Origin of the sequence: Cohnella rhizosphaerae (genome assembly GCF_029525575.1) — a bacterium.
Lineage (GTDB): Bacteria > Bacillota > Bacilli > Paenibacillales > Paenibacillaceae > Cohnella > Cohnella rhizosphaerae.
On the sequence record NZ_JAPDIA010000008.1, the window covers coordinates 1,378,698 to 1,397,552 of the forward strand.

At 60.7% G+C, this 18,855-nt stretch carries 19 protein-coding genes and 6 pseudogenes; 2 read left to right on the plus strand and 23 right to left on the minus strand.

From position 1 onward, the window contains the following. Positions 1-40: 40 nt before the first annotated feature. The 12 genes and pseudogenes from panD to OMP40_RS30025 form a co-directional block, all read right to left on the minus strand. Positions 41-424 carry an aspartate 1-decarboxylase gene (gene panD / locus OMP40_RS29970; RefSeq protein WP_217594994.1) on the minus strand — a complete coding sequence of 128 codons (384 nt, stop codon included), beginning with the start codon at positions 422-424 and terminating at the stop codon, positions 41-43. A gap of 6 nt (positions 425-430) precedes the next feature. Then, positions 431-1,333 carry a pantoate--beta-alanine ligase gene (gene panC, locus OMP40_RS29975; protein ID WP_277536808.1) on the minus strand — a complete coding sequence of 301 codons (903 nt, stop codon included), beginning with the start codon at positions 1,331-1,333 and terminating at the stop codon, positions 431-433. Next, a pseudogene (panB, locus tag OMP40_RS29980) lies at positions 1,330-2,194 on the minus strand (3-methyl-2-oxobutanoate hydroxymethyltransferase). The gene panC and the pseudogene panB overlap by 4 nt, the downstream one beginning before the upstream one ends. Positions 2,195-2,502: 308 nt before the next feature. Then, positions 2,503-3,498 (minus strand): biotin--[acetyl-CoA-carboxylase] ligase, encoded by a 996-nt coding sequence (locus OMP40_RS29985; protein WP_277536811.1) that lies wholly within the window; start codon positions 3,496-3,498, stop codon positions 2,503-2,505. Between the two features lie 172 nt (positions 3,499-3,670). Next, a complete protein-coding gene (locus OMP40_RS29990) occupies positions 3,671-4,747 on the minus strand; it encodes a tRNA nucleotidyltransferase/poly(A) polymerase family protein (protein WP_277536813.1) in 1,077 nt (358 codons plus the stop codon). Position 4,748: 1 nt separating this feature from the next. Further along, positions 4,749-4,997 (minus strand): hypothetical protein, encoded by a 249-nt coding sequence (locus tag OMP40_RS29995; RefSeq protein WP_277536815.1) that lies wholly within the window; start codon positions 4,995-4,997, stop codon positions 4,749-4,751. Positions 4,998-5,054: 57 nt separating this feature from the next. Then, positions 5,055-6,222 (minus strand): annotated as a pseudogene (bshA, locus tag OMP40_RS30000) (N-acetyl-alpha-D-glucosaminyl L-malate synthase BshA). Between the two features lie 139 nt (positions 6,223-6,361). After that, positions 6,362-7,066, minus strand: coding sequence for a bacillithiol biosynthesis deacetylase BshB1 (bshB1, locus tag OMP40_RS30005; protein ID WP_277536817.1), 705 nt, complete (start codon positions 7,064-7,066; stop codon positions 6,362-6,364). Next, positions 7,063-7,486: pseudogene (locus tag OMP40_RS30010) on the minus strand (methylglyoxal synthase). Before OMP40_RS30010 ends, bshB1 begins: the two are co-directional and overlap by 4 nt. A 55-nt stretch (positions 7,487-7,541) precedes the next feature. After that, positions 7,542-8,345 carry a 4-hydroxy-tetrahydrodipicolinate reductase gene (gene dapB, locus OMP40_RS30015; protein ID WP_277536819.1) on the minus strand — a complete coding sequence of 268 codons (804 nt, stop codon included), beginning with the start codon at positions 8,343-8,345 and terminating at the stop codon, positions 7,542-7,544. 6 nt (positions 8,346-8,351) lie between these two features. Further along, positions 8,352-8,903 (minus strand): tetratricopeptide repeat protein, encoded by a 552-nt coding sequence (locus OMP40_RS30020; RefSeq protein WP_277536821.1) that lies wholly within the window; start codon positions 8,901-8,903, stop codon positions 8,352-8,354. 43 nt (positions 8,904-8,946) lie between these two features. Next, complete coding sequence (locus tag OMP40_RS30025) at positions 8,947-9,315, minus strand: nucleotide pyrophosphohydrolase (RefSeq protein ID WP_277536824.1); 369 nt, start codon at positions 9,313-9,315, stop codon at positions 8,947-8,949. An 87-nt stretch (positions 9,316-9,402) separates the two neighbouring features. Between OMP40_RS30025 and OMP40_RS30030 the strand changes: the two are divergent. Together OMP40_RS30030 and OMP40_RS40625 are read left to right on the plus strand one after the other, a co-directional pair. Next, positions 9,403-10,137 (plus strand): annotated as a pseudogene (locus OMP40_RS30030) (YitT family protein); the annotation flags it as partial. Positions 10,138-10,213: 76 nt separating this feature from the next. Next, positions 10,214-10,273: pseudogene (locus tag OMP40_RS40625) on the plus strand (hypothetical protein); the annotation flags it as partial. Positions 10,274-10,345: 72 nt separating this feature from the next. Here the strand turns inward: OMP40_RS40625 and OMP40_RS40630 are convergent. From OMP40_RS40630 to OMP40_RS30080, 11 genes and pseudogenes are all read right to left on the minus strand, one after another. Further along, positions 10,346-11,128 (minus strand): annotated as a pseudogene (locus OMP40_RS40630) (sporulation protein YpjB); the annotation flags it as partial. A gap of 34 nt (positions 11,129-11,162) precedes the next feature. Next, on the minus strand, positions 11,163-11,582 hold the full coding sequence (locus OMP40_RS40635; protein WP_338131270.1) for a DUF1405 domain-containing protein: 420 nt from the start codon (positions 11,580-11,582) through the stop codon (positions 11,163-11,165). Next, the gene (locus OMP40_RS40640; RefSeq protein WP_338131271.1) at positions 11,527-11,832 is read right to left on the minus strand and encodes a DUF1405 domain-containing protein; all 306 of its coding nucleotides are present in this window, start codon (positions 11,830-11,832) and stop codon (positions 11,527-11,529) included. Before OMP40_RS40640 ends, OMP40_RS40635 begins: the two co-directional genes overlap by 56 nt. 72 nt (positions 11,833-11,904) lie before the next feature. Beyond that, on the minus strand, positions 11,905-12,777 hold the full coding sequence (locus OMP40_RS30045) for a menaquinol-cytochrome c reductase cytochrome b/c subunit (RefSeq protein ID WP_277536827.1): 873 nt from the start codon (positions 12,775-12,777) through the stop codon (positions 11,905-11,907). A gap of 19 nt (positions 12,778-12,796) precedes the next feature. Beyond that, the gene (gene qcrB, locus OMP40_RS30050; RefSeq protein WP_090112781.1) at positions 12,797-13,468 is read right to left on the minus strand and encodes a menaquinol-cytochrome c reductase cytochrome b subunit; all 672 of its coding nucleotides are present in this window, start codon (positions 13,466-13,468) and stop codon (positions 12,797-12,799) included. An 18-nt stretch (positions 13,469-13,486) separates the two neighbouring features. Then, positions 13,487-14,020, minus strand: coding sequence for a ubiquinol-cytochrome c reductase iron-sulfur subunit (locus OMP40_RS30055; protein ID WP_277536832.1), 534 nt, complete (start codon positions 14,018-14,020; stop codon positions 13,487-13,489). Positions 14,021-14,836: 816 nt separating this feature from the next. Next, positions 14,837-15,016 (minus strand): IDEAL domain-containing protein, encoded by a 180-nt coding sequence (locus OMP40_RS30060; RefSeq protein WP_217597521.1) that lies wholly within the window; start codon positions 15,014-15,016, stop codon positions 14,837-14,839. Positions 15,017-15,172: 156 nt separating this feature from the next. Continuing rightward, positions 15,173-16,435 (minus strand): hypothetical protein, encoded by a 1,263-nt coding sequence (locus tag OMP40_RS30065; protein WP_277536833.1) that lies wholly within the window; start codon positions 16,433-16,435, stop codon positions 15,173-15,175. Positions 16,436-16,670: 235 nt separating this feature from the next. Next, positions 16,671-17,255, minus strand: a complete 585-nt coding sequence (locus OMP40_RS30070; protein WP_277536835.1) for a histidine phosphatase family protein — start codon at positions 17,253-17,255, stop codon at positions 16,671-16,673. Then, positions 17,252-17,851, minus strand: a complete 600-nt coding sequence (locus OMP40_RS30075) for an anti-sigma factor family protein (protein ID WP_277536837.1) — start codon at positions 17,849-17,851, stop codon at positions 17,252-17,254. The genes OMP40_RS30070 and OMP40_RS30075 overlap by 4 nt, the downstream gene beginning before the upstream one ends. Beyond that, positions 17,848-18,450, minus strand: coding sequence for an RNA polymerase sigma factor (locus tag OMP40_RS30080; RefSeq protein WP_277538127.1), 603 nt, complete (start codon positions 18,448-18,450; stop codon positions 17,848-17,850). The genes OMP40_RS30075 and OMP40_RS30080 overlap by 4 nt, the downstream gene beginning before the upstream one ends. Positions 18,451-18,855: the final 405 nt, after the last annotated feature.

Sequence of the window (18,855 nt, forward strand, 5' to 3'; positions counted from 1 at the left end):
TAATGCTCATTCTGCGTTTGCCGGAGGCCTTTCATACGCTTCAGACGACGGTCGAATGAGGTTCCTGCGCCATCATTTGAACGACGCGGTTGCCTTCGTCCAATATGGCGACCTTCGGCTTGTGCCGTTTCGCTTCTTCGTTTTCCATGTAGCCATAAGCGATAATGATTACCTTGTCTCCCGGCTGCACGAGCCGCGCCGCGGCGCCGTTCAGGCAGACGACGCCGGAGCCCCGCGGTCCGGGAATCGTATAGGTTTCGAACCTCGCGCCGTTGTTGTTGTTTACGATTTGCACCTTTTCATCCGGCAAAATATCGACCAGATCCAACAGATCTTCGTCGATCGTAATGCTGCCGACATAATTCAGGTTGGCTTCGGTCACCGTCGCCCTATGAAGCTTGGACTTCATCATTTGTCTCATCATAGCGTCTCAGGCCTCCGGAGTGGTGATCAGAATATTGTCGATAAGGCGCGTGCGTCCGAACCGGACCGCCGCCGCGACGATGATCCGCTCGCCGGAGGCGGAGAGCGGCGCCTCGGGGGCGGGCGGCTGCAGCCCGGGATAGGTCAGCGTTTCGACGTAGTCGATATCGGCCAAAGGCGATGCCGAAATGCCATCCTTCACGGCGGCCGTCAATTGCGCGGCGTCCTTGCCCGCACCGATCCATGCGGGAACGTTGGCCAGCGTGCGGGAGATGACGAGCGCTTCGCGCCGTTCGTCTTCCGACAAGTATACATTGCGCGAGCTCATGGCCAGGCCGTCCGATTCCCGAACGATCGGGCAGGGCACGATCTCGACCGGTTGATTGAGATCGGCGACCATCCGTTCGATGACGGCGACCTGCTGAGCGTCCTTCAAGCCGAAGTACGCGCGATCGGGCTGCACGATGTTCAGCAGCTTCGTCACGACGATGCCGACGCCGTCGAAGTGTCCGGGCCGGCTCGCCCCGCACAGGCGCTCCGTGACGCCGGAGACGGCGATCTGCGTCGCGGCCGGCGTCGGATACATCTCGGCGACGCTCGGCATAAAGACGATGTCCGCGCCGGCGCGGGCGGCTACTTCAAGGTCTCTCGCTTCGTCCCGCGGATAACGTTCGAAATCTTCGTTCGGACCGAACTGCAGCGGATTGACGAAAATGCTGAGCACGGTCAGCCCGTTTTCCCGGGCGGATCTGCCGATCAGGCTCGCATGGCCGTCGTGCAAAAAGCCCATCGTCGGCACGAAGCCGACGGAAGCGGTCGCGCCTGCCGCCGCCCGATGGGTGCGGATCGCTTCGCGCATTTCCGGGATCGTGCGGACGACCAGGGGCGTCGATGTCAAAGTTGCCGTCATTGGGCTTCGCCTCCGTACAGTTTGGTGGTCGGCGCTTCCGTGGTCTGTACCTGCATCGGGAACGCATGGCTTTCTTCCGGGAACCGGCCGGTTTTCACTTCGTTAACGTATTGGGAAACGGCGCCGCGAATCGTCTCGCCGACGTCCGCGTAGGCTTTTACGAAACGTTTGTCGCGGATGCCCGAGCCGTACCGGATGAGGTCGTGGTAGACGAGCACTTGCCCGTCGCACCCGCGTCCGGCGCCAATGCCGATCGTCGGAATCGACAGCGCGCGCGATACCGCCGCTGCGGCGGGCTCGACGACCAGCTCGAGCACGACGGCGGCGGCGCCGGCCTGCTCGAGCGCCTTCGCGTCGGCCAGCAGCCGCGCGGCTTCGGATTCGTCGCGGCCTTGCACCTTGTAGCCCCCGATCTGCAGCACCGATTGGGGGGGTGAGTCCCAAATGCCCGATCACGGGAATGCCTGCGGACACGAGCAGCGCGATCTCGTCGGCAAGCTCCGCTCCGCCTTCGAGCTTGACCGCGTGGGCGCCGCCCTCCTGCATGAGCCGCGCGGCGTTGCGGAGGGTCCGCTCCTTGCTCCCGCGGTACGTCGCGAACGGCATGTCCGTCACGATCATCGTACTGGGAGCGCCACGGACGACGGCTCTCGTATGGTAGATCATATCCTCGAGCGTGACCGGGACGGTCGTCTCGTAGCCGAGCACGACGTTGCCGAGCGAGTCTCCGACGAGAATGACATCTACGCCGGCCTCCTCGGCCAGTCTTGCGGACGGGTAATCGTAGGCGGTCACCATGGCGATCGGCGAGCCTTGGGCTTTCATCGATTTTAATTTTGGCGGCGTTAACGGTTGACTCATACGTTCGGGCTCCCTTCTGTGGGCGGCCAGCCATCCGAGCGCGCAAAAAAAACCTTCGTTTGCCCATGAGCAAAGAAGGTGTCCATTCAGCAGGAACGCTTCACGTCCTTCTGTCTCGGTCCCTTGGGCTCAGAGCAGAATCCGCCGCGAATCATCACGGGTATTCGGTTCTTCAGGCAAAGCGCGTCATTGGTTAGCATGTCTCCCGGTGCGGTTCGTCATGATACCGCCCGAGAGCTATATTATAACAGAGCGGACTCCGCGCGTAAACGGTGCGGTTCGCCCATGCGGCGCCGTCTACGACCCTTCTAGCCCTTGGCGTTCGGCAGCGGCGCAGCGTCGCCGATCTCCGCCGAATAGATCGTGCGGAAGCCGCCGTCCGGCAGTTCGACGCGAAGTCCTCCGCTGTCGTCCAAGCCGCGCGGCACGCCTTCGAAAAATCCATGACCCGCGTTCAAGGAGACGGTCCGGTTCAACGTGACCGAATAGGTCTCCCACAGGATGCGGATCGGCTCGAAGCCTTGTTCCTTATACAAAGCGTATAGCTGTTCGAATTCGAGCAGCGCGGCGGCGATCAGCGCCGCCCTGTCGAAGGCGCGTCCGGCCGCCATTTTAAGAGACACCGCGCGCGCGAGGAGCGCCTCCGGATAATCGCCCGGGTCCAGGTTCACCGCGATGCCCAGGCCGACGGCGACATAGCGGAGCCGCTCGTCTTCGGTAGCGGACTCCAGCAAAATGCCGCTGATCTTGCGGCCGTCCACGAGCAGGTCGTTCGGCCACTTGATTCCGATCTGCAGGCCGGTCTCCCGGCCCAAACTCCTGCAGAGGGCGACCGCGGCGAGCAGCGTAAGCTGCGGCGCCAGCTGCAGCGGAACGTCGGGGCGCAGCAGCAGGCTCATCGACACGCCGCGTCCGGGCGGCGACACCCATGAACGGCCCATTCGCCCCCGCCCGTTGTCCTGGCGTTCGGCGATGACGAGCGTGCCTTCCGGCGCGCCTTTCTCCGCGAGCTCGCGCAGCACGTCCTGCGTGGAAGCGACGACTTCGCGAATGTGCAAGTGCCTGCCGAACGCCGTCGTCCCGAGCTTGCTCTGAAGCTCCGCGGCATTCAGGCGGGAAGGCCTGCCGGTCAGACGGTAGCCTTTGCGCGGCACGGCTTCGATCGCGAAGCCTTCGGCCTCGAGCTTGCGGATCTGCTTCCAGACGGCGGTTCGGCTCACGCCGAGCAGCCGGCTGATTTCCTCGCCGGAGACGAACAAGTCCCGTTTTTCTTCAAGCAGCGTCAACAGCTGAGATTGTTCCATGGTTGCTCCCCTTTCTGTTCGGACTGCCGAGGCCCGGCGTCGTAACATGCCGCACCTTTTCTATCCGTTGGCGACTGCTGCATTCGGATCCGCGGCCTTCCTGCGCGCGCGGTACGACTTGCCATCCATTTCCGGTTTACGGCCTCGTCCGCGCAAGGCGGTTACGGCGCTTTTACTTTAAACGTTTCCGGTGCGCGTTCAGAAAAGCGCTCTTCAGCGTTTCTTTATCGTTGTCCAACTCACCCAGCGCGACCTGTTCGAGCAGCCTCCGCAGCGCGATTGCGATCCAGGGGCCCGGAGGATTGTCCGCGGCAGAAGCAAGCTCGTCGCCCCTGATCGCAAGATCCGCGATCCTGACCGCCGGCATGTCAGCCGTCCAGCCGGCCGCCGCCGCATGCAGCTCGGCCGGCACGTCGAACGCTGCGCGGAGCGCCTGCGCACCGAATAGCGTCCGCCAATCCGCCGCGGCCTCGAGACCGCGGTCCAGCACGCCGATCGTCCAGCCGCCGCGCCAATCCGCCGGATCCGTTAAAGCGGCAATGCTTAAATGCAAGCGAACGATGTCGCTGATTCGCCTGATTCTTTTCCCCGCGAAGTGTAGCCGCTTCATGACCGCTTCCGCTTCCTCGGGCGCAGCCGCGCCTGCGAGAATCAGCGCCGCCCAGCGCAGATCGGCATCCGCGGTTTCGGGGAGATACCGGGATAGCCCTGACCGAGATGAGCTTGCCGTCCGGGTCGTCGTTTCCCCGGCGCCGGCCGACGACGCCTCGATGCGCCGCAACTGCGCCAGCCAGCCCTCAGGCAGCGGCAGCTTAAAGCGCTCCGGCAGCGACGCCGCCAGCAGCAGCCCGAAAGCGCGTCCCGGATCGCCGGCGGCCATCATCTTGTCCAGCTCCGCGCCGATACGCTCCATCGCGACGAGCCGAAGCTTGTCACGGCATGCGAGCACGCCCGCCCAGGTCGGCGCGTCGATGGCGAGACCGTATCGCGCCGCAAAACGCACGCAGCGGACGATCCGCAGCGCGTCCTCGTCGAACCGCCGGGCCGGCTCCCCGACTGCGCGAAGTCTGCGCGCCTGCAAGTCGTCCATGCCGCCGAACGGATCGACGATCTTCCCGTCGGCGCCCGCGGCCATGGCATTGATCGTAAAATCGCGCCGCGCCAGATCTTCCCGAACGTCTCGCACGAAAAAGACGTCGTCCGGCCGTCGGCCGTCGCTGTAGCCGGCTTCCTGGCGAAACGTCGTCACTTCAAAAAAAAAAGCCGGAACGGCGAACCGTCACCGTGCCGTGCTTGAGGCCCGTCGGCAGCGCGTCCGGAAACAAGCGGAGCACCTCGCCGGGATCGGCCGAAGCCGCGATATCGATATCGCTCGCTTCGATCCCGAGCAAGGCGTCTCGGACGCAGCCGCCGACGAAATAAGCCTCGCCGCCCGCTTCGTTTAAAGCATGGAGCACCTCGAGCCCCGCTTCCCATTGCGCCCCTTCGTAACGCATCATGCCTCTCGCCCCCCTCTTCCCCGGCCGGGCTTCGCCGTCCGGCGAAGCCGACGCCGGTCAGCGGCGTTCGCAGACCGGTTCGGTGATCGGGGCGGGCATGCCCAGCACGTTATAATAGATTTTTTTCGTACTGCGCGGTTATCAGATCGTTGCAAAATTGCGTGCGCGATCTTATCAGGCAAGCTTCCCTGAACTGCGCGTACAACGCTTCGTCCGATAGCAGCCGCACGGCGTGCGCCGCCATCTCGGACGTATGGCCGATCGGGGCAAGAAAACCGGTCTCCCCGCTCACGACGAGTTCGGGAATGCCGCCGGCGGTCGAGCCGATCGTCGGTACGCCGCAGGCCATCGCTTCGAGCGCGACGAGGCCGAAGCTTTCCTTTTCGGAAGGAAGCAGCACGAGATCGGCCAGCGACAGCACCTCGGCGACGTCGTCCTGCTTGCCGAGATAGTGGACGCGGTGTTCGAGTCCCATCGACCGGATTTTCGACTGGATCTTCGGCAGATCCGGACCTTCGCCGACGAGTAGCAGCTTGGCGGGCAGCTCCGCGTTGACCTTCGCGAAAATATCCACCACATCCGCCGTTCGCTTTACCGGACGGAAGTTGGAAATGTGCATGAGCACCTTTTCGTGGGGCTCCGCAAAATCCTTGCGCATCTCCGACACTTCGCGCGGATAATACACGCGTTTGTCGACGAAATTGTACGTCAGTTCGATCGGCGTCCGAATGTCGAGCAGCTCCTGCGTCTCGCAGATCAGGTCGCGGCTGACGGCCGTGACCGCGTCGCTCTCCCCGATGCCGAGCCGGATGATGTCCTTGAGCGTCTCGTCTTGCGCAAGCACCGTGATGTCCGTGCCGTGCAGCGTCGTGACGATCTTAAGCTTGCCGCCGGACATCTGCTTGGCCAGGAAGGCGCAGATGGCATGCGGCACCGCGTAGTGGACGTGCAGCAGATCGAGCTCCTGCAGCTTCGCGACCTGGTGCATTTTGCTCGCGAGCGACAGGTCGTACGGCGGGTATCGGAACACGTAATAGTCCGACACCTCCACCTCGTGATAATAGATGTTGCGCTGAAACTTGCCTAAGCGAAAAGGCATGCTCTGCGTAATGAAATGAATCTCGTGTCCCTTCTCGGCCAGCAGCTTGCCCAGCTCGGTGGCCACGACGCCGGAACCGCCGAGCGAAGGATAGCAAGTAATGCCGATCTTAAGCGGTCTGTTCAATGCGAATCCCTTCTTCCAGAGGGTGAGCGGCGGGCTTGCCCTCGCATGAATGTCTAACAACGAGGTATCCGTGCAAAGGGAGCCGCCGGCGTTCGTGATGCTTTCGTCGGCCAATCATCGGACTGGGGAACCGGCGAAGTTAAAACATATCCAGCTTCAGCGGTCCTTTGGAAATGAAGCCTTCGGCATAGGCGACGCGATGAGGCGCGCCGAACAGCCGGTCCCGCGCGGTTACATGGTCCAGATAGCCCGCCGTGAGCGGCGTAGGCACCCAGTCCTTCGTCTCCTCCATCGGAGCGAATTGAGACCGGTAAGCGGCCAGCGCTTCCATTTTGACCGCCTGGTATTCTGTAATATCGACGACCAGCTGGGGCGTATGCATATCGTTGATGAAATAGTAACAAAAAGCATCCGGCGTCCAGGCGTCCCATTCGGGCCTGTAGCGGCGCAGCTTCGCGTTGAATACCGCTTCTTCGGCCAGCCGGCTGCATGCCGTATGGTCCGGATGCCTATCCTCGAAGTACGGCGCGAACACGATGCGCGGACGATGCCGGCGAATGACCTCGACCAGCTTGTCCACCTGCTCCGAGCCCGCCTTCAACCCGCGGTCGGGCAGCCCGAGATTGCCCCTGACGGCAAGTCCCAACAGCTCGCTTGCCCTGGCGGCCTCCCGCTGTCGCGTCTTCGGATCGCCGTTGGACGACATCTCGGCGAAGGTCAAATCGTAAAGGCCGACGCGGCTTCCCGCACGCGTTGCCTTGGCGATCGTGCCGCCCATCCCGATCTCCGCGTCGTCCGGATGCGCCGCGAATACGAGCAAGTCAAGCTGCGCGGCGTCGCTCATTCGTCGATCCCCGGCTTGTACTTGTGGACGAGCTCGCGCCAGGCGAAGTCCCCGCGCTCGAGACATTTGACCAGCAGTTCCGCCGTCGCGACGTTGGTCGCCACCGGTATGCCCTGGACGTCGGACAGACGCAGCAGCGCGATGATGTCCGGCTCGTGCGGCTGGGCCATAAGCGGATCCCGAAGAAATATAATGAGGTCCATCTCGTTGGTCGCGACCATCGCGCCGATTTGCTGGTCGCCGCCAAGCGGCCCCGACGCGAAGCGGTGCACGTTAAGCGACGTATTTTCCATGATCCGGGCGCCTGTCGTGCCTGTCGCGTACAGCTTGTGCGGCTTGAATACGTGCTCGTAGGCGATGGCGAAGTTGACCATTTCTTCTTTTTTTGCGATCGTGAGCGATCAGTGCGATATTCAGCATCGTTAAACCGCGTCTCCTCTCCCGGGAGCGGGATATTAAGTGTGTCGTTCGTTAGTCAGTCGAGCAAATGTTCGAAGCCGTATACCAATCCGGTTACGTCCACGATCTTCTTGACGGCCGTCGCCACGCCGGGCATATAGCCCGCGCGGTCGTAGCTGTCGTGCCGGATCTTGAGCGTCTGGCCATGGCCGCCGAAGATGACCTCCTGCTGGGCGAATACGCCCGGAAGCCGCACGCTATGTATCCGAAAGCCGCCGAAATAACCGCCGCGCGCCCCTTCGATGACCTCTTCTTCGTTCGGATTGCCCTGTCGCAGCTCGCGCCGCGTCTCGACGATCCGCTCCGCGGTCTTAATCGAGGTGCCGGACGGCGCGTCCAGTTTTTGATCGCCGTGGTATTCGATGATCTCGACATGCGGCATATATTTGGCCGCTTCGGCGGCGAACTTCATCATCAACAAGGCGCCGATCGAAAAATTCGGGGCGATCAGGCAGCCGATGCCGCGTTCGCGGCATTCGCGGTCGATCTCGTCCATCTGCTCCTGCGTGAATCCGGTCGTCCCGACGACAGGCCTGACGCCGAGCTTGACCGCGGTCATCGTATTGGGCATCGCGGACTTCGGATTCGTAAAGTCCACGAGCACGTCCGGACGGCTGTCGCGAAGCGCTCTCTCCAGATTGTCGGTCAATGCGACGCCCGCTTCGGGCAGCCCGACGAGCCGGCCCGCATCCTCGCCGGACGCGGACCGGCCGATGGCGGCCACCAGCGCGAGCGTCGGGTCCTCCAGCACCGTTTTGACGACTTCGCGCCCCATTCTTCCCGCTGCGCCGGCTACGGCGACTTTGATTTGCTGCGACATCCGCGATCACCTGTTCCTTCGTCTAGTATAATAGGTATAAATGAGCCGCCAGCGCCTCGCGCGCTCCATCTTCGTCTCCCGGAGCAGCCTGCCCGCCTCAAGCATCATCGGATTCATCTCCTTGGCGGTTCGCAGCGCTTCGATCGCACGGTCGTATTCGCCGGCAAGCCTGCAGGCGATGCCGAGCAGCAAATAAGCGCCCGCGTCGAGCGGATCGAGCTCGACCGCTTCCTGCAAAAGCTCGATCGCCGTGTTCGGCTCGGGCTGCGGCTTTGCCAGCAGCGCCTTGGCCTGCCGGGCGAGCTGACGCCCTTCGACCAGTCTGAGATGCAGACGGTAGTCGGCCTCGCCGGGCGCGAGCCGCACGGCGTTTCGCGCATAATCGAGCGCCAAGTCGAGCTTCCCGCTCCTCGCGAGGCTGATGGAGCCTTTATAATAGTAAGAGGCATTGTCCGGCTCCCGCTCGACCGCACGCCTGAACCAAACGACCGCCGCTTCGAAGTCCGAGGCCAGGATGGCTTCGTAAGCGCGGCGCAAGCAAATTTCCCCGTCCGTCACATGTACCATCCTCCTCGAATTGGGGATGATACAGCATATGTATCTACGGGGTATCCGTGTGCTTCTTCGTCCATCTGTCCGCGTCGCGCGTGCCGAACTTGTGAAGGACGCGTTCGATGGCCCGGGTGAGATCGATCCCTTCCCGGTTTGCGAAGCAGAGGACGATGAACAGGACGTCGCCGAGCTCCATCTCGATGGAATTGTCGGCCTCGTCCGCCTTTTTCGGCTTTTCGCCGTATTTGTGATTGACTTCCCGCGCCAGCTCGCCAGCTTCTTCGGTCAATCTGGCCAGCATCGCCAGCGGAGAGAAGTAACCTTCCTTGAACTGCGAAATATAGGCGTCGACGTCTCGCTGTATGTCCGACAGGTATCGTTCGGCGAGAACAAGGTCCGCGATTTTGGATTCAGCCACGTGTACGGTCCTTTCCAACGGTTTCTTCTTATGTTAGCGTAAGATGTCTGCAAAAATCAAATGAATTTCAGCATGGAGGTTGTGCGCATGACTCGGCAAAAGCTGTGGGCTTCGGTCCGTACATGGAGCATTTTGCTGCTCGGCACCGCGCTTTACGGATTCGGGATCGTTTATTTTATCGTGCCGAACCGGCTCATGGAGGGCGGCGTGACAGGCATCGGCATTCTGCTGCTTTACGCGACAGGCTTACCCGCTTCGCTGACGACGCTCCTACTCAACCTGCCGTTATTTTGGCTCGGCTGGCGCAAGCTCGGCTTCCGGGCGATGATCTATACGTTCGGCGGCACGGTTTCGCTGTCCTTGTTTTTATGGCTTTGGCAGGCGATGGTCGATCGAGGCTGGCTGACGCCTTTTACGACGCAGCAGGACTTTATTCTTGTGGTGCTCTATGCGGGCGTGACGCTGGGCGCGGGTCTCGGACTCGTCTTCTATTCCGGCGGCACGACGGGCGGCGTCGATATTATCGCGCGGATCGCCAACCGCCGCGGCGGGATCAGCATGGGTCAGTTCATTTTGCTCATGGATGTCGTCATTCTCGGCACGTCGCTCATCTTCATTCCGAAAGAAAAGGTGCTCTATACGCTTGTCAGCGTGTTTATCTCGGCGCGCGTCATCGACTTCGTGCAGGAGGGCGCTTATGCGGCCAAAGCGTTTACGATATTGTGCCGGGAGCCCGAGAAGCTGGCCGCGCAAATTACGAGCGAGCTCGAACGCGGGGTCACGCTCCTGAACGCGGTCGGCGCCTATTCGGGCGAAGCGCGGATGGCCGTCTATTGCGTCGTCAGCCGCTTTGAAGTGCGCAAATTAAAAAAGCCTCGTCCGTCAGCACGACAGACAGGCTTTTATCGTCATTGCCGACGTGCACGACGTGTTGGGCGAAGGCTTCAAGGAGGAATAGCGTTTTTCTTATTTTTTTCCGCTGTTCCCCGCGGTATTTTCGCCAGCCGGAATAGGTCAGCGCCGTCAAAATAAACGCGCCGATCGCCGAGAAAAAGCCGGCCGGCGGCGCCGTCGAGAGCGGCCCCGATGCGGGAGCTTCGGCGGACGGCGGGTACAGCGCCTCTACCGCCGCGCCGATCCGGGGCGCGAGCTCCGCCGTCAGCGACGGATCCGGCGAGGCGGCGGAGAGGACTCTGCCCGCATAGCGGATGACGGCGTCCGCGCGTTCGGCTTGATCCGCCCTTCCGGCGGCGACGGCGGCAGCCCGAATAAGGCCATAGTGGCCGCTAAGCGACCGAAGCCGCTCCACGGCCTCCTGCCCCGTTCTGCCTTCCGCGTTCGCGATCGCGGTTCGCAGCGCGTCTGCATCTTCGCGCAATAGTCTGCGATATTCGAGCCACAGCCCTTGCCCCCGCGAACACACCGCGTCCGCGGCAAGCCTTAGCGAGGCGGATGCGGCATATACCTCTGCCGCATCCGGGGACAGCGCGGACACCGCTCGCCGCATCCTTTCCATCGCCGCAGCAAGCGCAGCCGCGCTTTGCGGCGCGGGCAAGCTTGCGGACGGTACCGCCTTTAACGCCTGTTCGGCTCGCGTCACGTTGCGCAGCACATCGAGCGGTTCGCCGTCGCTGACGGATCTATAGACGCGCTCCGCCGCCAAGCGGAACGCATCGACGGGATCCCGCGGGGGCCCGTCCGCTGCGGCGACGGCCTGGCCGCCCAGCAAGGCTTCCAGCCACAAGATCAATACCGCAGCCGCTATCACGCGGCGCGACATACGTATGCGTACACCGATCGTCGACATGGACATCCCTCCAATACAAGCTATGAAGGGATGTCCGGCTTTAGACCTCGCCTCGAACCGCGCTCGCACTGTCCGCGCGCCGGTTCGCCTGCGATACGATCGCGGCTGCGCCGACGCTGAACACCGTCAGCGCAAAGGTGAATATCGCGACGCCGACCAGACGCTCGTCGAGCGACTGCGGCAGGCTCGGATACACGCCGAAGCTGTAATCGACGATATCGTTAAGCAGCGTCCAAGCGGCCGCAAGCCCTACCGCAACCATGCCGTACAGAAAAAAGCGACCGTACAAAACGGCGCATACCGCCATCGATAGATGGGATACGATCAGCATCCAGTCCTGCCAGACGATCGGGCTGCCATAGGCGGCGCTCGCAAAAATAATGACCGTCGCCCACACGCCGTATTTAATCGAAGTGACGACCGCCAGCGCCTCGACGACGCCCCTTACGCCGCTTGCCATTTTGCTTTGTCCCTTTCCGAAAGGAGACAGCCACAGCCATAACGCCGCCAACGTAAAAAAAAAGCGAAGCCGTCGGGCTGTCCGGCACGAAAGGAAGCTGCCAGGCGGGCTGGGTCCGCATCGTTTCGACCAGCTGATTTTTGTACCAGTAATAACCGTAAACCGTTCCGAATACATAAAAGATCATAAGCAGCGTCATCATCCAATTTTGCGTCAAAAATCGGCGCGACAGCAAAACGTTCGGATCCATCCAAGCACCTCGGCCATCTCAAATATATCGAAAGGGCCTGACCGTCCCGGTCAGGCCCTTTGATCGTATGTCTTATTCCGCGGCAACCTTCTGCTTCGCCAGCCAGGTCGCGACCTTGTCGATCTCTTCGTCGGACAGCGTGCCCTTGAAGGATGGCATGCCATCGCCCTTGCCGTTGGTGACGATCTCTTTGATCTCATCGTGGCTAAGCGTGTCGCCGATCCCCGCCAGCATCGGACCGACTTGCCCTTGGAGCTCGGTACCGTGGCAAGCGATGCACTGCGCCTTCATCGTGACCGAGAACGCTTCGTCCTCAGGCGCGACCAAAGCCGGCACTTTTTCCTTGCCGTAAATGAAGCGGCCCTTGCCTTCGGCGATTTGCTCTTCGGACTTCATCTCCCGCTCGATATGCTCGGGGATGGTGCCGTTCGCTTCAAGCTCCTTGGTGTAGTGATGCCACGACACCCAGGTCAGATATACGCTTGCGATCAACGTGACGAACATGAGCGCAGAGGCGATCGGCCGCCGATAGAAGCGGCGTTCCTTGCCCGTATCGAGGAACGGAGCGAGGAACAGCGCGCCGAACATGATCGCCGGGATGCCGATCGTTCCGAGGACGATGTAGTTCTCGGAAGTGTACGGATACTTCAGTAGCTGATAAATGAAAAGGAAGTACCAGTCCGGCATCGGAATAAACGCGCCGTTGAGCGGGTTCGCCGGATAACCGAGCGGAGCGGGCTCCGCGATCGTCAGCGTCAGGAAGCCGACAAGCACGACGACGCCCGCCATCCATTCCTTCAGCAGGAAGTTCGGAATAAACGCCTCGGACTTGCCTGGGAACGCCGTGTAGTCCGGCGGCGCCGGCTTGTCCGGATGCGGCTTGCGAATGCGCGAGTCGCCTACGAATACGATCTTCTCGTTCGAATTGCCTTTACCATGTGCCAATGCTTGCCACTCCTCTCTCTTACAGCGGCCCGGAGATGCCCTGTTTGCGAATCATGAAGAAGTGTGCGGCAAGCAGCGTGAGCAGCACGCCGGGCAGGAAAAACACGTGAATCGCGAAGAATCGAGTCAGCGTCTGCGCGCCGACGATCGTACCGCCGGCCAGCAACTCCTTGATATATCCGCCGATCCACGGGACCGAACCCGCAATCTCCATGCCTACCTTGGTTGCAAAGTATGCTTTGTTGTCCCACGGAAGCAGGTAACCGGTGAAACCGAGTCCCAGCATGACGAAGAAAATAAGCATTCCCACGACCCAGTTCATCTCGCGCGGCGCCTTGTAGGAGCCGGTAAAGAAGACCCGAAGCGTATGTAGGAACATCATGACGATAACGAGGCTCGCGCCCCAGTGGTGCATGCCCCGGACGATTACGCCGAAGGCGACTTGGTGCTGCAGATAGTCGACGCTGTAATACGCGTTGATGATATCCGGCACGTAATACATCGTAAGAAACATCCCCGAAAGGATCTGGATGACGGTAATAAAGAACGTCAGTCCGCCGAAGCAATATACGAACGCGGAGAAATGGTGAGCCGGGTTAACGTGCTCAGGCACCTCATGGTCCGCGATATCTCTCCACATCGGCGTAACGTCGAGACGTTCGTCAATCCAGTTATACATGCCTTTAAACATGGACGAGACGCCCTCCTTCTATACCCGTGTGTTCGATTCCAGCGGTCCGAGATATACCCAGCCGTTCTCGACCTTGACTTGATATTCGTCAAGCGGCTTCGGCGCCACCTTGAGATTTTTGCCGTCTTTCGTATATCTTGCACCGTGGCAAGGGCAGTGATACAGATTCGGCGCTTCGTCGCCGCTCCAGCTGATCGTGCAGCCCAAGTGCTTGCACACCGGGGACAGCGCGAAAATCTTGCCGCTGTCGTCCTTCGCTACGAAAGCCTGGAGCTTCGGGTCGCTCTCGTACCACCCGTCGACCTGGTGAACCTTGAAGTCGATGCTCTTCGGCTCCTTGGTCACGTCCTTCTCCTCGATCGCCTTGACGAAAGCGGTCTCAGCCTTCTTCTGCAAAAGCGGGTCTACGGCGAAGCGCAGCATCGGGATGATCGCGCCGCCCGCCATGAATGCAGTAGCTCCGCCGAGCGTATAAGATAGAAATTGACGTCTTGTCATTTCGTTGCGCTTGATCGGCTTATGCGAGGTTTCGTGCTGCTTGTTGTGGTCCATTTTTTCTACCCCCTTTGCCCACCAAAATCGCGTCCGATACGGACTTTCACCTTTTGTTCACAAGGACATACCTATAATATCCCACGTGTCAAAGAGCGTCAAGAATACCTGTTCCCGATTTGGACACATCTCGGAATTACGCGAACTAAAATGTTGTCATTTTGTCACATTTAACCGCAGGCGAACATGCTTTTGTTATGCCCCGTTCCATCGATCCTATACAGGCAGCGAAGCCGTCTCCCGTCAGGCCGTTGCCGAACGCTTCCACATGTCCGACACGCGCCGCCGCAGCGCTTCCGGATCCGGCGCGCCTTCTTCGTCCGCCGGACTCGCGAACAGATCCGCCGATGGCACTCGCGTCTCGTCCCAGCCCGGCTTGCCCGACACGACGACGACGAATTTGAATCCCCCCCGCCTTGATTCGGCCGCAGAGCGCGTCGAGCGACGCTTCGTCGCCGGGCCCTATGTAGTGATGTGCGGGATAGGTGACCGTCCTCCCCCCTGAACGCCGATTCGAGCGGCGCAAGCCAGTCTCCCGCCGAGCCGACGAGCTCGGCCGCCGCCGGAGGCGCCTCGCCGCCAAGCAAGCCGGTCACGGGCAGCAGCGCCGTGTCCAGGTACGGCTGCAGGTCGCCCCAATTGTTTTCGTCAAACTCGCTGAATTTCATCGTTTCGACTCCCATCCTTTGCGCATGCTTCCTTTATCCTACCCGAATCGGACGCGCTTGCAAGCCATTTTTTGTCTCCGTTCCGGTTCAGCAAAAACAGACTCGTCCCTCGGCGCGGGCGAGTCTGCCTCATTGCGGTGCGGCCGTCTTAATGCAAAATGGCTTTGAGCTCTTCGGTCAACCGCAGGAACGATTCGGAATCTCCTTCTTCGAGCGCGTGGTCGATCTCGCCGTACAGCTGCTCCTTGCGGAATTTGCGCAGCGCCTCGTCAAGCGTCATTTCGGCCGCGAGGCCGAGCATCGTCTCGTATGCGATTCTAATGTCCATCGGTTGCCCTCCTGATCTTTCGCGAGGCAATCGGTGCAAAACGAGTGCCTCGCGCTTATTTGCGGTCGCTGCCGCACGGTAACTGATACGACTTCCAAACGTAAAACGACCTTCTCGTCCGCCCAGGCGCGCTCCGCCGCTGCATCTGGACCGCGTTCACATCACGCCGTACGACCACGGCAGCGCGTCTTCGAATCCGATCTCGCTCCCGGCCACGAGCAGGACGCCCTGCGGCGTCATCGTCACGACCGCCTCTCCCTCCGCCGTCTCCCCGAGCCTCAGCAGCCCGAGGTGAAGCATCATCGCCAACGTACGCTGCTCGAACACGCTTTTTTCCGAATCGTAATAGTAGGGCTTCACGAGCGGGAGCAGCGTGGCGCCCAGCGAATCGACGGTGACCCACGCGTGCCTGGACAGCCGCATGATCCACTGCGCCAACGCCTGCAAATTCGGCACCGGCAGCTTATAGAGCCGCAGCCAGAACCGGTACAAATCCGCAGGATCGCAGGTTTCCTTTCCATCCGCCATCTCCCGCCCGCGGTCCGAAAGCCTGAGCTCGCCTTCCTGTTCAAGGAGCAAGCCGCAGCAATAGGCATAGTCGTAGAGCAAAGAGAAGCGTTCCGGGTATTCTTTGAACCGCCGGCCGTACCCGAAGCGGAACGCGGTTTTCGCCGGCGCTTGCTCCATCACCGAGAACACGTCGAGCAGCTGCTGCAGCTGCCGCTTATACAGGTAGCCCTCTGCGGTGAGCGGCATGTCGTGATCTCTGACGAACTTGAGCATCCGCTCCAGGTCTTTGGCCATCAGGCCCCGCTCGTCGCGATACGCAGGAGGTTCGTCCCGGAATTCGACGCCGCCGCGGAACTGCGCTTCGATCGCGTCGCACAGCCTTTTTTTCACGTCCTCCGGTACATGGAACAAATACCGTGTCTGCTGCGTGATGCCCCCGAACAGCCAGCCGTAACGTTTGAACCGTGCGATCGCGCTTCTTCGTTCGTCAGCCGGGCTTGCCGGTTCCGCCGGCTGCTTGGCTTTTTTCCGCCCGCCCGCCGGCGTTTTTTTTGCGCCGATGCCCTTGTCGGCGGCGGCGCCGTTCGTTTTGGATGCGCCGCTCTGCGCCCGCTGCCCGGTCTCGCCGGCCTGCGCAGGGGCATGATCCGCCGCAAGCGCGGCTCTTGCCGTCAAGTCCTCCAGACTGTAAGAAGCCCTTTTTTCGAATAGCAGGGAGTTCAAAAACCGGAGATCGCCAACGCTCATCTCTTCGACGCGCCGCGCCAGCACCTCGCGCCGCTGCACGGCGCTCAGGATCGATTGAATCAGCTCGTTTTTGGAATGACTGCTGCACTCGCATTGATAGACTTCCGCGATGCCGGACAACTGCGCGATGTCCGCATAGCTGAGCATGTCCGCCAGATTCATCGGGGATCCCTCCTAAAACCGCTGATAGGAGCAGTATCGTCGCGTTGGCGCGCATTTAAACGTAATCGGGTTCATCGCGGCGCATGCAAAAAACCGACCGGCTTGAGCCGGTCGGCTTCCAACGATGCGTTGCAGGCTTGCGCCGGCATCTTCCCCGGCACGCTTGAAACGCAAGTCTTTTATCGGAATCTAGCAAGGGGTTAACGAACGAATATCGATATGAACTTCGCTTGCGTCAGGCCAGATGCGCCGTACAATTGTGAAGCGTGGGCACCCAATCGCCGCCCTCGCGCTCCATAATCGTCAACGACAAGTTGGCGATCCGGCTGTCGACCAGGCCGCTGTCCAGCGCCTGCAGCAGCTGCGCCAAAAAGCTGCCGTGCGTCACGACAAGCCAACTCTCGCCCGGATGGCTCGAGGTGAACGCCTCGACGAATGCCAGACCTCTGGCTCTCACTTGCGCATCGGACTCCTGGCCGGGTACGCGCCCCCGCCAATCAGTCCCCCAACGCGCCACGCGTTCGTCCTCCGTCGTGCCCTCCGCTTCGCCGAAGCTGCGTTCGCGAAGCTGCGCATCGCTCAAGAGCGGCAACATCAGCCGCTCCGCCATCAATTCGGCCGTTCGTCTCGCGCGCATGAGATCGCTGCTGACGACGCCGTCCCACGTCGCCGGTTCCCGGCGCAGCCTGTCCGCCAGCAGCAGCGCCTGCCGTTCGCCCTCCGCGCTTAGCGGAATGTCCGTCGCGCCTTGAATCCGGCCCGCGACATTCCAAGCGGTAACGCCGTGCCTGACCAATCCCAATTTCATTCTGCCGCTCATACCTTTTTCAACCTCGAATACCAGTTTACGATCAACAGCGCGGCCAATATGCCGAGCACCGACATCACGATCCAATACCCCGGCATCGCCGGCGACGAATTCAATACGAACGGGTCGCTCATGCGGGATACGGGCATGTCGATCTGCAGCGCGCCGTGCATATCGCCCGTGCCGGCCGCATCCATGATGCTCGCCGATTGCGCGCGATCCGCGTGCATCCGGTCGTACAGCGTGAGCAGAATGCCGCTGCCGCATAACGCGAGCAGGCAGGCGACGATCGTGACGACCCTCCGGCGGAACGGCCCGGTGAACGTGTAAGCCCTGCGCGCCGGCGGCAGCAGCCAGCCGTCCTCCGCATAAATACGGCTCATGACGCTGGCGTTAACCGCCTGGACTGCCTGCGCGGGAACCGATTCGGACTCCTCGAGCGCGACTTCGCGGATCAGCGCCGCGCTTTCCTCCCACCATCGGAACTCGGCAGCGCACGACGGGCAACCTGCCACGTGGGCGTCAACCTCGCGCCGCAACGGGTCGCCCTCTTCGAGGTCCCAATACGCTTCCATCTGCTGCTGAACGTGTCCGCACGTCAGGGTCATCTTGACTTCAACTCCTCGTAAACCTTCATCAAGGCCGGCTCGGGCTCGTGAAAATACTTTTCCAATTGAATCTTCACGCTGGCTCTCGCGCGAAAAAGCAGCGACTTGACCGCGCTCACCGTCTGCCCGAGTATGCCTGCGATCTCCTGGTAATCGAGCCCTTCGTACTCTCTTAGTACCAGCGCGGACCGCTGCTTTTCCGGCAGATTGTTGATCGCTTCGCGCACCAGCGCCACTTTTTCGTTGCGGAGCAGCGTCTGCTCAGGCGCCGCCTCGTAAGGCGCGAGCGGCACGTACGTCGTGTCGTCAAGCGACAAATGCGCCGCCTTTTGCTTGCGAAGCTCGCTCAGCACCGTATTGCGCGATATCGTATACAGCCAGGTGGAGAACGAAGCGTCGACTTCGCGAAACGAATGCAGACTCCGGAAAGCTTTGTAAAAAGTTTCCGAACATAAGTCCTCGGCCATCATCTCCAGCTTGGCGCCTCGCAGCATATGATAAATAAAAGATAAAATCTTCTTCTGATACTTGGCCATCAACTCGGAATACAATTCCGTGTTGCCTTCCTTGATTTCCCGAATCAGTTGAGAATCGGTCATCATTTTAACGCGACCTCCACCTTCCGGGGGGGACGTCTTCCGCCTGTATAGCGTTATACCGGCATTCGGACGTAAAGTTGCGATTGCAGCCAAAAAAAGATATGGCATCCCCAGTTTTTTACATAAGCTATCGTCATTGTATCATAGGAAGTCTGCTTAAAGAATTAAATTCCCCTTAAAAATTTCTCAATATTGGTACGATTCAACCCGGAACAACAACCAAAACAGAAAAACTCAGTATTCGATCGCGCCCGGTCGACCTAAAAACGGCAAAAAAAAACACCGCCACGAAGGGCGGTGCCGAATGCATGAAGCATTCAGGATTAGGATAGGAGTGGAGAGAAACCATACTGTACTTTTATTATATGTATCCGTTTTCAATCTGTCAATAAGCGTTTTCATTTT

What these genes read in the sequence shown, in the direction of transcription:
- panD (WP_217594994.1), bottom strand. Translation starts at nt 424, where the DNA reads ATGATGAGACAAATGATGAAGTCCAAGCTTCATAGGGCGACGGTGACC.
- OMP40_RS30080 (WP_277538127.1), bottom strand. Translation starts at nt 18,450, where the DNA reads ATGACCGATTCTCAACTGATTCGGGAAATCAAGGAAGGCAACACGGAA.
- qcrB (WP_090112781.1), bottom strand. Translation starts at nt 13,468, where the DNA reads ATGTTTAAAGGCATGTATAACTGGATTGACGAACGTCTCGACGTTACG.
- OMP40_RS30055 (WP_277536832.1), bottom strand. Translation starts at nt 14,020, where the DNA reads ATGGACCACAACAAGCAGCACGAAACCTCGCATAAGCCGATCAAGCGC.
- OMP40_RS29985 (WP_277536811.1), bottom strand. Translation starts at nt 3,498, where the DNA reads ATGGAACAATCTCAGCTGTTGACGCTGCTTGAAGAAAAACGGGACTTG.
- OMP40_RS40635 (WP_338131270.1), bottom strand. Translation starts at nt 11,582, where the DNA reads ATGGCAAGCGGCGTAAGGGGCGTCGTCGAGGCGCTGGCGGTCGTCACT.
- OMP40_RS30070 (WP_277536835.1), bottom strand. Translation starts at nt 17,255, where the DNA reads ATGAGCGGCAGAATGAAATTGGGATTGGTCAGGCACGGCGTTACCGCT.
- dapB (WP_277536819.1), bottom strand. Translation starts at nt 8,345, where the DNA reads ATGTCGCAGCAAATCAAAGTCGCCGTAGCCGGCGCAGCGGGAAGAATG.
- panC (WP_277536808.1), bottom strand. Translation starts at nt 1,333, where the DNA reads ATGACGGCAACTTTGACATCGACGCCCCTGGTCGTCCGCACGATCCCG.
- OMP40_RS30065 (WP_277536833.1), bottom strand. Translation starts at nt 16,435, where the DNA reads ATGAATCTGGCGGACATGCTCAGCTATGCGGACATCGCGCAGTTGTCC.
- OMP40_RS30075 (WP_277536837.1), bottom strand. Translation starts at nt 17,851, where the DNA reads ATGACCCTGACGTGCGGACACGTTCAGCAGCAGATGGAAGCGTATTGG.
- OMP40_RS29995 (WP_277536815.1), bottom strand. Translation starts at nt 4,997, where the DNA reads ATGATGCGTTACGAAGGGGCGCAATGGGAAGCGGGGCTCGAGGTGCTC.
- OMP40_RS40640 (WP_338131271.1), bottom strand. Translation starts at nt 11,832, where the DNA reads ATGGATCCGAACGTTTTGCTGTCGCGCCGATTTTTGACGCAAAATTGG.
- OMP40_RS30060 (WP_217597521.1), bottom strand. Translation starts at nt 15,016, where the DNA reads ATGGACATTAGAATCGCATACGAGACGATGCTCGGCCTCGCGGCCGAA.
- bshB1 (WP_277536817.1), bottom strand. Translation starts at nt 7,066, where the DNA reads ATGAGCGACGCCGCGCAGCTTGACTTGCTCGTATTCGCGGCGCATCCG.